Annotated in this window: 14 protein-coding genes; 8 read left to right on the forward strand and 6 right to left on the reverse strand. The window is 36.7% G+C overall.

Annotation, left to right across the window (positions count from 1 at the left end; all coding sequences use genetic code 11):
* Nucleotides 1-4: 4 nt before the first annotated feature.
* The 3 genes from kamA to AC2VNP_RS19200 form a co-directional block, all read right to left on the reverse strand.
* Nucleotides 5-1,423 (reverse strand): lysine 2,3-aminomutase, encoded by a 1,419-nt coding sequence (gene kamA / locus AC2VNP_RS19190; RefSeq protein ID WP_486918856.1) that lies wholly within the window; start codon nucleotides 1,421-1,423, stop codon nucleotides 5-7.
* A 120-nt stretch (nucleotides 1,424-1,543) separates the two neighbouring features.
* A complete protein-coding gene (locus tag AC2VNP_RS19195) occupies nucleotides 1,544-2,944 on the reverse strand; it encodes a sigma-54 interaction domain-containing protein (protein WP_486918857.1) in 1,401 nt (466 codons plus the stop codon).
* A 584-nt stretch (nucleotides 2,945-3,528) separates the two neighbouring features.
* Nucleotides 3,529-4,047 carry a ribonuclease H-like YkuK family protein gene (locus tag AC2VNP_RS19200; RefSeq protein WP_486918858.1) on the reverse strand — a complete coding sequence of 173 codons (519 nt, stop codon included), beginning with the start codon at nucleotides 4,045-4,047 and terminating at the stop codon, nucleotides 3,529-3,531.
* A gap of 174 nt (nucleotides 4,048-4,221) precedes the next feature.
* Between AC2VNP_RS19200 and AC2VNP_RS19205 the strand changes: the two genes are divergently transcribed.
* The gene (locus tag AC2VNP_RS19205; protein ID WP_486918859.1) at nucleotides 4,222-4,509 is read left to right on the forward strand and encodes a HesB/YadR/YfhF family protein; all 288 of its coding nucleotides are present in this window, start codon (nucleotides 4,222-4,224) and stop codon (nucleotides 4,507-4,509) included.
* Nucleotides 4,510-4,624: 115 nt separating this feature from the next.
* On the opposite strand, the gene AC2VNP_RS19210 is transcribed toward AC2VNP_RS19205, so the two are convergent.
* A complete protein-coding gene (locus AC2VNP_RS19210; protein WP_486918860.1) occupies nucleotides 4,625-4,756 on the reverse strand; it encodes a hypothetical protein in 132 nt (43 codons plus the stop codon).
* A gap of 195 nt (nucleotides 4,757-4,951) precedes the next feature.
* Between AC2VNP_RS19210 and AC2VNP_RS19215 the strand changes: the two genes are divergently transcribed.
* The 6 genes from AC2VNP_RS19215 (at nucleotide 4,952) to AC2VNP_RS19240 (ending at nucleotide 9,516) form a co-directional block, all read left to right on the forward strand.
* Nucleotides 4,952-5,614 (forward strand): SIMPL domain-containing protein, encoded by a 663-nt coding sequence (locus AC2VNP_RS19215; RefSeq protein WP_486918861.1) that lies wholly within the window; start codon nucleotides 4,952-4,954, stop codon nucleotides 5,612-5,614.
* Between the two features lie 91 nt (nucleotides 5,615-5,705).
* Nucleotides 5,706-5,837, forward strand: a complete 132-nt coding sequence (locus AC2VNP_RS19220) for a hypothetical protein (protein ID WP_486918862.1) — start codon at nucleotides 5,706-5,708, stop codon at nucleotides 5,835-5,837.
* A 227-nt stretch (nucleotides 5,838-6,064) separates the two neighbouring features.
* The gene (msrA, locus tag AC2VNP_RS19225; protein ID WP_486918863.1) at nucleotides 6,065-6,625 is read left to right on the forward strand and encodes a peptide-methionine (S)-S-oxide reductase MsrA; all 561 of its coding nucleotides are present in this window, start codon (nucleotides 6,065-6,067) and stop codon (nucleotides 6,623-6,625) included.
* Between the two features lie 285 nt (nucleotides 6,626-6,910).
* A complete protein-coding gene (locus tag AC2VNP_RS19230; protein WP_486918864.1) occupies nucleotides 6,911-8,113 on the forward strand; it encodes an alpha/beta hydrolase in 1,203 nt (400 codons plus the stop codon).
* Between the two features lie 133 nt (nucleotides 8,114-8,246).
* Nucleotides 8,247-9,158, forward strand: coding sequence for an aldo/keto reductase (locus AC2VNP_RS19235; RefSeq protein WP_486918865.1), 912 nt, complete (start codon nucleotides 8,247-8,249; stop codon nucleotides 9,156-9,158).
* Between the two features lie 97 nt (nucleotides 9,159-9,255).
* Entirely contained in the window at nucleotides 9,256-9,516 is a 261-nt protein-coding gene (locus AC2VNP_RS19240; RefSeq protein WP_486918866.1) for a DUF2535 family protein, read from the forward strand.
* 86 nt (nucleotides 9,517-9,602) lie between these two features.
* On the opposite strand, the gene AC2VNP_RS19245 is transcribed toward AC2VNP_RS19240, so the two are convergent.
* Together AC2VNP_RS19245 and AC2VNP_RS19250 are read right to left on the reverse strand one after the other, a co-directional pair.
* The gene (locus AC2VNP_RS19245; protein WP_486918867.1) at nucleotides 9,603-10,835 is read right to left on the reverse strand and encodes an aminopeptidase; all 1,233 of its coding nucleotides are present in this window, start codon (nucleotides 10,833-10,835) and stop codon (nucleotides 9,603-9,605) included.
* A gap of 145 nt (nucleotides 10,836-10,980) precedes the next feature.
* A complete protein-coding gene (locus tag AC2VNP_RS19250) occupies nucleotides 10,981-11,226 on the reverse strand; it encodes a DNA alkylation repair protein (protein ID WP_486918868.1) in 246 nt (81 codons plus the stop codon).
* A gap of 73 nt (nucleotides 11,227-11,299) precedes the next feature.
* Here AC2VNP_RS19250 and AC2VNP_RS19255 point away from each other — a divergent pair, with 73 nt between their 5' ends.
* Nucleotides 11,300-11,827: a GNAT family N-acetyltransferase gene (locus AC2VNP_RS19255; protein WP_486918869.1), complete on the forward strand. Its 528-nt coding sequence runs from the start codon at nucleotides 11,300-11,302 to the stop codon at nucleotides 11,825-11,827.
* The last annotated feature ends 513 nt before the right edge of the window (nucleotides 11,828-12,340 follow it).

Here is a 12,340-nt window from a genome sequence, read left to right on the forward strand (position 1 = left end):
TACGCTATTTCTCCTCCTTTTTATTTTTACTCTCACTTTGTATCATTTTTTTCTGTTCTGCCAGCCATTTTTTCTCTTTCATTTCATCTCGCTTTTGGCGACGGTCTTTTAACGTTTGATGACTTTCATCACTTTCATAATTTTTACGACGGTCAATACGCTGGAGCCCTTCTGGCATAAGCGTTGTTTGTTCGTCTTTCATCAAGGAATGAATGCCGATCGAACGTTCATTACCAGTTATTCCATAATATTGAGCAAAATAATCATCCGCTTTTCCTGGATTGTAATTTTCTGGTTCTGGATAGGTCGTTATAACGCCTTCAAAATTGCGAAGAACTATTTTATTGGCGGATTGAGAAATTAAATAATTCGGTTGTAAGGCAATCTTTCCGCCACCACCTGGAGCATCGACGACGAAGGTTGGTACTGCATAGCCACTTGTATGTCCACGTAAGGCTTCTATAATTTCTAACCCTTTAGAAACTGGAGCACGGAAATGACCAATTCCTTCTGATAAGTCACATTGGTAAATATAATACGGACGGACACGAATTTTAACTAAGTCATGCATTAACTTTTTCATAATATGTGCACTATCATTAATTCCTGATAGAATAACAGCTTGATTTCCAACAGGAACACCAGCATTGACAAGCATTTCACAAGCCCGTTTCGATTCTTCAGTAATTTCAAATGAAGTGTTAAAGTGAGTATTCAACCAAACAGGATGATATTTCTTTAAGATATTACATAAGTTTTCAGTAATTCGCTGTGGAAATACAACAGGTGCACGAGTCCCAATTCGAATGATCTCTACATGTGGGATCGCACGTAAATTTTTTAGTATATATTCTAAGATTTGATCATTAACAAGGAGACCGTCTCCCCCTGAGATTAAAACATCTCGAACTTGTGGAGTATTACGAATATACTCAATAGCTCCATCTAATTGCTTTTTCGGAACACCCATACCAATTTGCCCTGAGAATCTGCGTCGTGTACAATAACGGCAATACATCGAGCACTGATTCGTAACGAGAAATAAAACTCGATCAGGATAGCGGTGAGTCAGTCCTGGCACTGGTGAATCTTCGTCTTCTGACAAAGGATCTTCTAAATCATACTTTGCTTTTTCAATTTCTTTTGATATCGGTACTGATTGCATACGAATTGGGCATCGTGGGTCATCAGGGTTCATGAGTGAGGCATAGTACGGTGTAATATTTAAAGGAATTGTTTTCGTTGAAATCTTAACACCCTCTTCTTCTTCAGGAGTTAAGTTAATGACTTTTTTTAAATCATCTAATGTCCGGATTGTATGGGTAAGTTGCCATAACCAATCATTCCACTCATTATCACTTACATCTTTCCAAAGTTCAATTTCTTTCCAATGTTTTTTCGGTTTATATAAATTAAAATTCATAATCATCCCTCCTAGCTTCTTACCATAACAATTGCAATTATTGTGCCAAATTATAAAGGTGCGAAAGAAAGGGGAGGACGCTAAAAATAATAAATGGTAATGCCGAAAAATCGTCAGTTGTCACTTAGATAAGTTATACTTTTTCATTTTATACTGAAGGGTCTGTCTTGGAATGTTTAAAAAATTCGCCGCTTTTAGTATATTCTTGTTGTATCTATGAAGTGCACTTTCAATTAAGTCTTTTTCGAATTTATCTACTTCTTTCCGAAAGGATATAGGTTCATTTTGGATTGGATAAGAGGTGTGAAATAAATGGTTTGGTAGATGGTCTTTCGTCACTGTATTCTCATCTGTAATATTCATAGCGGATTCGATGGCATGTTCTAATTCGCGGACATTACCAGGCCAATTGTAACGTTGGAAGAAGGCTTGAACATTGTGATCTAGATTTTTAACAGACTTATGAAAACGGTCATTATACTTCTTTAAAAAATGTTTGGATAATAGTGTAATATCATCTTTTCTTTCACGCAACGGTGGAATATGAAGCGTAACAACACTAATTCGGTAAAATAAATCTTGGCGTAGTTTTTCTGTTTTTACACAAGTCGTTGGATGTTCATTCATCGCTGTAATGATGCGGACGTCACATTGAATTCCCCTTGTGCCGCCAACTCTTCGAACAATTCCATCTTCAATCACTCGTAGTAACTTGGCTTGTAAATCAATCGGCATCGAGTTAATTTCATCAAGAAACAAAGTGCCATTATGGGCCAATTCGAACAAACCTGGGCGTTCGGCAGCACCTGTAAAACTGCCTTTAGAAGTGCCGAACAAAATACTCTCCAGAAGACTATCAGGGATCGCTGCGCAATTTTGCGCGATGAACGGGCCAGTTTTTCTTTGTGAAGTATTATGAATTGACTGCACAAACAGTTCTTTTCCCGTTCCTGTTTCACCATAGATTAAAATCGGTGAAGTAGTCTTAGATGCTTTGGTTGCCGTTTGTATGAGCTTTTTTAGCGTTTCATTTTGAGTGATGATATCCTCGAAATCAAACCTTGCATTCCAAGTAGAACTACCTTTTTTGGCTGGAGTTCCATTCCGAATGACTTTTTCTTGCAATTCAACTAGCTTCTCGGAAAGCTTCTTGATTTCCGAAAGGTTTTTAGAAATCTCAACAGCGCCAACCATTTCATTGTTTTGGTAGATCGGCATCGTCGTATTAACCGTATCAATAAGAACGCCACGAACATTAGCAAACCGCTGTTTTTGATAATAGATAGGTGAGCCGTGTTTTATGACTTGAAGCAACGTACTTGTTTCTTCAGTCAATGAAGGAAAAACATCGAGGACATGTTTATGAATGACTTCGCTTGCATCAACACCATCTAATTGAGCAGCCACCTTATTATAGTAAATAGTTTTCCCATTTAAATCTACAACATGGATTCCTTCATCGATCGTGTCAAACACTGCATGAAGTAAATCAGGTGTTGCATGAGTACCTTTCGTTGTCATTTCTTTTCCTCCTTTTTCATTGCTAAAATGTTGGCAAAGGAGAGCCGGAAATTTGGCACTCTTCTTATACGTATGTTTTAACTTCAAAAACATGAAAGTTAATGTAGTATACCATAGTCATATGCCTGACCTTGTTGCCTTATTTAATCTAAATCAAACAAAAGCTGCCAACCTTAATTTTAATCAGGTTGCAGCTTTTTAAAGAAACTTATGGTTATATGTGGTAAATGCATCTGTGCAATTATGGTTGGAGTTGTCTGGTATTCTTTCTAATCATGTCGTCTCTCTGTTTTGCAGTAATCACTTTAAGCTTGTGCAATAAATGGGCGTACTGAACGACTTTCTTATTTTTCCCCATTTTCATCACCTTTTTTCCCCTAGTGTTAATGTATATTATTCACTACGGCAAAGAAAGTTTCACTAAGGCAAAAGTAAACCAAGCCTATTTTTATACGTTAAATACATAATTGTAAGCAAAGAAGTACACTCGACGTAGTAAACCAACTTAGGAATTAGTTATAAGTGAAATTACGCATAATCTTCAGCTATTGGCTCGCCAAATTGCGAATCTTCTTTACGGAACCTTACTTTGTGTAACGGTTTGCATAGGAAGAAGCTACGAAAGATTGAGGTTTAATAAAGGGTTTCATGCCATGTTCTTCAATCCGTTTGACCATTTCTTCGACATAAACTTTTGTTTTATTTCTTGCCCCCTGTCCAACATCAATATGGCCTTCGATCGTTAGGGAACTGCCTTCTTTAATGTGCGGGAGAATGATATTGATCATTTGCTTTTTTCGCTGGGGTGTAAATAATTGGGCAATTTGTTCAGTTAACGTTGTCTCTATAGATATTTTTGAATGCAGACATTCAATTCGGGTGGGGACGTCAAATTTTCTTATGCATCCCCAAGCACCCTTTCCTTCACGTCGAATAACAATTCCAGTGACAAATCTCGTATATTTGGCATGTACTTGTGAGTCGGTTCCAATGATTAAACGATAGGCTGAAGCGGGCTCCTTCTCCATAAATGAACATATATATTGAAACACTTCTTGGAAGGTCATATGTTTTCGTGAAAGGTTTTGAAAGAATATACCCATGCATCCCCCTCCTACAATGAAATATTTTAGTACTAGTTGTGTTAAACTTTATGATGAGGCAAGCTTTTCCTATTCCTATTTTTCAATGTTTGGAACAAGAATGTTTCTATAAAATGTGTTATAGTAAAAATAGCAAAACAGAGTAGTACAACGAGACGTTAGGAGTGTTTTGGATTGAATATTGAAGTAACAAAACCAGCGTATCAATGGTTTAAAGATGAATTTAACTTAGAAGGCACAGAATATATGAGAATTTTTGTCCGTTACGGAGGATGTGGAAGCTTCCAACAAGGTTTTTCGTTAGGGATTATGAAAGAAGAGCCGAAAGATGCTGCGATTGAGGTTGATATGGAAGGAACGATTTTTTTTATTGAAAAAGAAGATATGTGGTATTTTGATGGTCAGGGTGTAAAAATTAAATACAGCCGAACGAAAGAAGAAATTGAGTTCGTTCAAGCTTAAATTAAAGGCCGATCTATATTCGGTCTTTTTTTGTTATAGATATTGGATGATTTAGTGAAAGAAGAAAATAAATCAAATTGTTTTAGCATTGAAAAAGTAACAGCATGGTAAGCTGTTACTTTTGTCTTTTCTTTCTTTTCTTCGGTTGGTCGACCAATTCACTTGATGTTTCTTCGTTAAACATCGATTCAGTTGGTGTTTGGTTGTTCGTCAATGCCTTGTCTTCTTGAGGACGGCGTTTTTTCATAGCAAAATCTCCTCCTTTAAGGTTACGGTAGTAGTTTCACCATAACTGCGAAAAATACACGACACTCTGAAAATCAACTTCATTTAGTTTTTTAGCAATGAATTTTTATATTTTCATAAAAGTAACACGATAAAAGGTCGGTTCATCCCATATACTCAATTAAAAGCTTTTTAAAACAACTAGGGGGGAATGAGCATGTATTATCGTCAACCGATTCGCAGTACAGACGGAAATCGATTTCGTCTTACCGTTATTGGTGAAGGGAAAGTAGCTGCTACTCCAGATATTGTTCAAGTTACATTAGGTGTGCGAACGGAAAGAGAACATCCAAATGAAGCCATTCAGGAAAATGCACGAATTGCTAATAACATCATACAAAACTTAGAAAACTTAGGTATACCGAGAGAAAGAATAGAAACAAGGACATATAACGTGAGACCCATTTACGATTTTATTGAAGGTAAAAGTATTCTTAGGGGATATGAGGTGGAACACTTATTCGATATTACGATAACAGATATAAATCAGGTTGGTGAAGTGTTAAGCACAAGCGCAGAAGTCGGTGCTAATGTTATTCAAGGATTACAGTTTAAGCTATCAAATCCACAGGAATATTATCTGCAAGCTTTGTCCATTGCTACCCAAAGTAGTACACAAAAAGCGAATCATATTGCTGAACAAATGGGGGTTACGTTACTTCAGCCTCCAATTACGATTACGGAAATCAGTGACGAACCTGTTTCGGTTTTTCAACCTGAAGGAATGGTCTTAGCTGCAACTTATCCAGCCACGCCACCAATCACCACACAAGATGTGATTATACGTGCTAAAGTCTCAGTGGTTTATTCTTACAGCTAATTGTCACAGTTTCGCCATAATTAGAGCCGATATATATGTTACTATATATATAGTAAATAACGTATTAAGATTTATAATAGGGGTGACTTAAATGAGCGCAGTAGCATTAGTAGCAATTCTTAGTTTCGGTGCTTTAGTAATGATAATCAGTATTGTAATGTCTATGATGTTTATGAAAATGTCTGATGCCGATGCAAAAGACCCATATCACACTAACCACTAATTGTTTAAAAAAATAAAATAAATAGGCTCATAAATTTTACAGACTATCGCGGTGAAGCGATAGTTTTTTATTTTGTCGAGTGATCTAAAATTCCATGTAGTTCCGTTAAAATTCATGAGAATTTAAGTCAATTTTTCTTTACACATCAACCATAAGACTGTTTTTTTTGCATTTCAAATGATAAAAGAGTACGATAAATTCACTAAACTTATGGGGAGGTCTAGTTAATGACTTTACATATTGACAATACATTGCAACATGCAACTTTTGCTGGCGGGTGCTTCTGGTGCATGGTCAAGCCATTCGATGAATTTGAAGGAATAGAGAAAGTCGTATCAGGATACATGGGAGGACACGTAGAAAATCCATCATACGAACAGATTAAAACTGGAACAACTGGCCATTACGAGGTTGTTCAGATTACATTTAATCCAGCGCTTTTTCCTTATTCGAAGCTTCTTGAAATTTACTGGCAACAAGTAGATCCTACTGATGCAGAAGGGCAGTTTCATGATCGAGGTCCACAATACCGTACAGCTATTTTTTATCATACTCAAGAACAAAAGGAAGAAGCACTAGCCTCTAGAGATAAGCTGGAGCAGAGTCAGAAGTTCTCAAAGCCGATCGTGACAGAGATTTTGGAAGCATCGACGTTTTACCCAGCAGAAGATTATCATCAAGATTACTATAAAAAGAGCCCTAAACATTATAAAGAAGACCGTGAAAAATCAGGAAGAGATGAATTTCTCCAATCACATTGGAACGAAAATGAACGACCGAAAAAATAACTATCTCCCTGTAAAATAAGAACGATAAATTTTAAGTAAGACAGACAAAAATTTCCCTTTACATTCTAATATTTGATAACAAAAAAACAAATACTACCTGTAACAAAAGAGAATCGTTTACTACGGTTCTTTTTTGTTCGGTCAAACAAACGGAAATGTATAAAATTGTGTAAAATTACATAAATATTTTGTAAAAGTATGAACAAAAATCTAAAAAACCTGATATAATTTTATTAAGATAGTTTTCTGAACACTCGTTATTGGGAGAGGAATGAGGGGAACAAGATGAAGATAAAAAATAATATATATAAATTTTTCAGAATAATCAGAAATGTTACAGTTGGCATTGCAGTTTTTGTTCTCTTATTTGCGGTTGTAGTCTTTGTAACTGTAGAACAGTGGGCATCTAAAGAGGAAGGGAAATTACCCGTAAAGACAGCGGTAATCTTACATGCCGTAAATGAGAATTTAGTGCCACTCGATATAGAGTTACCGAACTTTGTAAGGGGAAGTACTGGGAGAAGTACAATGGTTAGAGAGAATGTTGAGATACCAGTACGTGATGGTTCTACAATAACAGGAAAAGTTTATCGGCCAAAAGGGGAAGGACCTTATCCAATTATAATGTATTATCATGGCGGGGCGTTCCTAGAAGGTTATGGAAGTATTGAAACACATGAAAATATCGTTCGTGCATTAGCAGGTAGAACACAGAGTATCGTCGTAGCGGTTGGTTATCGGGTTGCACCTAAATATGTATTTCCAACTGCGATTGAAGATGGGTATGATGCGTTGTTATGGGCGTACGATATGGCTGAAGCGTGGAATGGGGATGTAAGTAAAATAGCAGTAGCTGGGGATAGTGCAGGAGGTAATATTGCTACTGTTGTGGCGATGATGTCAAGAGATGAAGGTGGTCCAGAATTAACTGCGCAAGTACTCTATTACCCGTTAACGACGTTTCAAGATGTAGCGTTACCATCTCGAAATGTCTATGATAGCGGTTATTACTTACTTTCAAGAAGTGTAATGTATTTAGCAAGAGATAAATATACCCCAGAGCCAGAAATGTGGTCAAATCCTTATACGTCACCATTGGAAGCTGAAGATTTAACTGGGTTACCCCCAACCTTGATTATTACTGCTGAATTTGATCCATTACGTGATGAAGGAGAAGCTTACGGCAAAAGACTAAGTGACTTCGGTGTGCCAGTGGAAACCATTCGTTATAAAGGAGTTATGCACGGGTTTATTTCTTTTTACGAAGTGATGTATCGTGGAAATCATGGCTTACAGAAATCGGTTCACTATTTAAGAACGGCTTTTCATGATGAAATCTTATATGAACCGTACACGGTAAAAGTAGTTAATATCGAGGATGGAAAAGAAACACTTCGTGATCAACTCGAAGCGTATGCGATGGCAGGCTTTTTAATCGGAAAACAAGCATTTTCAATGCTGCCGACTCAATACACTCTTATTAAATAAGATATGCAAAAGTTAGGCTCTTTGGACCAAAAGGGGGAGTCACTATCATTATAAATAGTGACTTCCCTTTTTGTTTGATTGCGTACTTTAAATCTGATTAACTAAAGTAAAAGATGAATTGGATGGTGAAATCATGTTAAAAAGGCGTTTAGGAACGAGTGATTTATTTGTCTCAGAAGTTGGTCTTGGTTGCATGTCATTAAAAGGTAAAAATGAAAAGGAAAGTATTGAAATCATACATAGAGCCGTAGATGGTGGAATGAATTTTTTAGACACAGCTGATTTATATGAGTTTGGATTAAACGAGGAGCTTGTCGGAAAAGCCGTTAAAGGAAAAAGGGATGAAATAATCGTTGCAACAAAAGTTGGAAACCGCTGGGAGAGGGACAAAGAGGGCTGGCGATGGGACCCATCCAAAACCTACATAAAAACAGCAGTAAAAGAAAGTCTTCGTCGTCTACAAATGGACTACATTGATCTATATCAACTTCACGGCGGAACGATTGAAGATCCAATTGATGAAACAATTGAAGCATTTGAAGATCTGAAAAAAGAAGGTCTCATTCGATATTATGGTATTTCATCAATACGACCTAATGTCATACGTGAGTATGTCCAAAAATCAAATATTGTTAGTGTTATGATGCAATATAGCTTACTAGACCGTCGATGTGAAGTTGAGGTGTTTGATTTATTAAGTAAACATCATATTTCTGTCATATCTAGAGGGCCGTTAGCGAAGGGAGTATTATCTTCAAATTGGAAAAATAAAATTGCCAATGGTTATCTGGACTATACGTCAGATGAATTAACAAAACTATTATCGGAGACGGAAAGAATAGTAGGAAATCAAAGTCTCACAAGTATAGCTATCCGTTATGTAACAACGCCTTCAGTAGTAGCTACAACAATCCCTGGGGCAAGAACGATAGAACAGTTGAATGATATTCTTAAGTCGTATGACCAATCTAAAAATATATCTGAACTTCAATTAGAGAAAGTAAAGGCGCTGACAAAGAAGCAAAATTTTACAACCCATCTATAATTTTAAGTTAATTTTCTAAAAATTTTTGTTAATAATGTTGTTCGTAATAGGGAAATGAGTTATTCTATTTATAGAACAATTATGGGGTGGTATATGTATGGCAACAAAAAGTTTAGAACTGCTTCATATGAGTGGTCAGAAATACAAAATAGTCGACATACCTGTGGTTAACCAAGATGTCTTTGTTGTTAATTACTATTTACAGTTATTAATTGATGAGATTGAGAGAAGTGCAAAGCCAAAAGGTATTTACTCTTTCTCCAGTTTCGTTATAGACAAGTGCGGGTTAAAAGAATATAACAAAATGAAATCCCTTAGTATTACGAAAACTTTACACCAATTGGACGCCCCTAGTTAATATAAAATAAAAATTACACATAAAAAAAGCTACGCCTGCCTAGATAAGGAGACGTAGCTTTTTTGGTTTGCTATTGGTGAATTATATTAAAATGCCCAATTTCCATTTCTGAATAATGGCTCACGCTCACCGTCAGCTGTAATTCCATCGATGTTCATGTCTGCCGAACCGATCATGAAATCTACATGTGTAATACTTGTGTTTAAGCCATTCTTTTGTAATTCTTCTTTAGACATTGTTTTTCCACCTTCAAGGTTAAAGGCGTAGGCACTTCCTAGAGCTAAGTGGTTAGATGCATTTTCATCAAATAATGTGTTGTAGAAAATAATATTTGAGTTTGAAATTGGTGAGTCGTGTGGGACTAAAGCGACTTCACCTAAATAAGCTGAACCTTCATCAGTTTCAACTAGACGTTTTAATGTTTCATAGCCTTCCTCAGCTGAATATTCTATAACTTTTCCATCTTTGAATGTTAAAGAAAAGTTCTGAATAAGTGTTCCACCATAATTTAATGGTTTTGTACTAGATACTGTTCCGTTAACACCATCTTTTTTCGCAGCGGTAAACACTTCTTCGGTTGGTAAGTTAGCAACGAAATATACATTTTGTTCGTTGTTACTTCCTGCACCAGCCCATAAGTGTTTATCAGGAAGTTCAATCGTTAAGTCAGTACCAGGAGCTGTATAGTGAAGCTTTTGGAAACGCTTATTATTCAGGAATTCTACTTTACTCGTAAGGTTTTCGCAATGCTCTTTCCATGCTGAAACAGGATCTTCTAGTTCAACGCGTGTTGCGCTGAAAATCGCATTCCAAAGTTTTTCAACTGCTGCTTCTTCAGAAGCATTAGGGAATACTTTTTGAGCCCAGCCTGGTGCAGATGCTGCGATAACTGTCCAGCTGATTTTGTCAGATTGAACATACGAACGGAATGTATCCATCGCTTGACCAGACGCTTTGTTCGCATTAGCAATACGCTCAGGGTTTACACCTTTCAGTAAGTCGGGATTACTAGCGACGATACTCATAAAAGCAGCACCATTTTCGGCCATTTCTTCATATCCCTTTGCTTTCCAAAGCGGAAACTCATGAAAAGCTTCATCAGGGGCATTCTTATATTTAATCAATGTTAGTTCTTCATCATTCCATTCAACATGGACATTTTTTGCACCTGCGTCATATGCTTTCTTCGCTACAAGTCGAACAAAATCAGTAGCTGCAAGTGGTGCATTGATCACTAAAGTTTGACCTTCTTGAATATTGACACCGACTTTTACAGCTAATTCAGCATACTTTTCAAGTTTTGTTTGTAAATTCTCCATTTATTTCCCTCACTTATGTATAATTTCTATTACAAGAGTATTTTAACAGTTTATTTTCGTTTTGAAAAAGGAAACCGTGACTTTAATTAAATGATATGAAATAAAAAAGAGGGTTATAGCCCTCTCTTGTTAAAAACAACTAAGATTAACGATTATTTTTTCCGTACTGTACAAACATTCGCTCGTCTTCAATAAGTCCACATGCACCACATTGTATTTTTAATGAAGGACCGCGGTAAGGCAGGTGAAAAGGATCAAGTTTTTCGTTTGAATACTCTTCCATTACATCACCAGTCTGTGGATTCAATTTAACAGCTTGAGCTATTTGTTCAATACGGTTAAAACGAGATCGGTTGGTTTTACAATTAGGACACAAATATGGTTCCGCCATAAGTAACACCTCCTAATCACAGTATTTCCATTTTATTTTATGAATACTCTATTTAGAGAAAGAAGGGGTAGCTATGAATATAAGGTTTGCTCAATTAAAAGATGTCCAAGTAATTGCTGATATCCATGTAGCAAGCTGGAAAACAACTTATAGAGGTATAATTACTGAGGATTATCTGGATTCATTAAAAGTGGAGGACCGACAAAAAATGTGGAAGCGAGTTCTCTCTACCGAAAACCATCCAACTACTGTCCTTGTGATTGAAGAAGGTGATAAAGTCTTTGGATTTGCGGCTGTTGGTAAAGAACGAACAGAAAAATTTCCAGAAATCGATGGGGAGTTGTACGCTATCTACTTATACGAAAATGACCAACGAAAGGGTGGAGGAACAAAGTTAGTTGCAAAGGCTGCAGAAGTATTAAACGTAAAAGGATATCATGGACTTTTAGTTTGGGTCCTCGCCGACAATCCGGCAAAGCGATTTTACGAAGAAGCATTAAACGGAGAATTGTTAGAAAGTGAAGACATTGAAATCGGTGGGCAATCATATAAAGAAGTTGCATACGGTTGGTATAGCTTGGATCAATTCACTTCTAAATGAGGGGAAAAATAGAGGTTGTTTGTAACCACCCTGGGGTTGACCTGATTTAAATAAAGATTACTAGAAAAAGCATATACGATTTAGCAGATGATATCTTATGAGGCTGACTACAGGGTACTTTTAGTAACCTGTCTAGTCAGCCTTTTTGGCCAGTCTAACAATTACTGCCAATGAACCACCCTAAGGGGAATATTAGAGGAAACTTTAACCGATAGCAATGATTGGTGAGCAGTAAAGGAAAAAATTAAGGGAAAGTAGTAACGAAAAGCGGAGAATCGTGAGCGGTGGAGGAAAAAACTAAGAGAAAGCAGTAAAGAAAAGCGCTAAATCGTGAGTGGTATAGGAAAAAACTAGGAGAAGTAGTAACGAAAAGAGCTGAATGCTGAGCAGTGGAGGAAAAAAATAGGAGGAAGTAGTAATGGAAAGCGCTGAATCGTGAGCGGTAGAGGGAAAAATTAGGAGAAAGCAGTAACGAAAAGAGCTGAATCGTGAGCGGTAGAGGGAAAAATTAGG

Source organism: Alkalihalobacterium sp. TH-98, from assembly GCF_057473385.1.

Bases quoted from the DNA above. Each gene is read 5' to 3' on its own strand.
- msrA (WP_486918863.1), top strand. From the start codon at position 6,065: ATGACTTTACATATTGACAATACATTGCAACATGCAACTTTTGCTGGC.
- AC2VNP_RS19240 (WP_486918866.1), top strand. From the start codon at position 9,256: ATGGCAACAAAAAGTTTAGAACTGCTTCATATGAGTGGTCAGAAATAC.
- AC2VNP_RS19255 (WP_486918869.1), top strand. From the start codon at position 11,300: ATGAATATAAGGTTTGCTCAATTAAAAGATGTCCAAGTAATTGCTGAT.
- AC2VNP_RS19235 (WP_486918865.1), top strand. From the start codon at position 8,247: ATGTTAAAAAGGCGTTTAGGAACGAGTGATTTATTTGTCTCAGAAGTT.
- AC2VNP_RS19195 (WP_486918857.1), bottom strand. From the start codon at position 2,944: ATGACAACGAAAGGTACTCATGCAACACCTGATTTACTTCATGCAGTG.
- AC2VNP_RS19250 (WP_486918868.1), bottom strand. From the start codon at position 11,226: ATGGCGGAACCATATTTGTGTCCTAATTGTAAAACCAACCGATCTCGT.
- AC2VNP_RS19210 (WP_486918860.1), bottom strand. From the start codon at position 4,756: ATGAAAAAACGCCGTCCTCAAGAAGACAAGGCATTGACGAACAACCAA.
- AC2VNP_RS19220 (WP_486918862.1), top strand. From the start codon at position 5,706: ATGAGCGCAGTAGCATTAGTAGCAATTCTTAGTTTCGGTGCTTTAGTA.
- AC2VNP_RS19230 (WP_486918864.1), top strand. From the start codon at position 6,911: ATGAAGATAAAAAATAATATATATAAATTTTTCAGAATAATCAGAAAT.
- AC2VNP_RS19245 (WP_486918867.1), bottom strand. From the start codon at position 10,835: ATGGAGAATTTACAAACAAAACTTGAAAAGTATGCTGAATTAGCTGTA.
- kamA (WP_486918856.1), bottom strand. From the start codon at position 1,423: ATGAATTTTAATTTATATAAACCGAAAAAACATTGGAAAGAAATTGAA.
- AC2VNP_RS19200 (WP_486918858.1), bottom strand. From the start codon at position 4,047: ATGGGTATATTCTTTCAAAACCTTTCACGAAAACATATGACCTTCCAA.
- AC2VNP_RS19215 (WP_486918861.1), top strand. From the start codon at position 4,952: ATGTATTATCGTCAACCGATTCGCAGTACAGACGGAAATCGATTTCGT.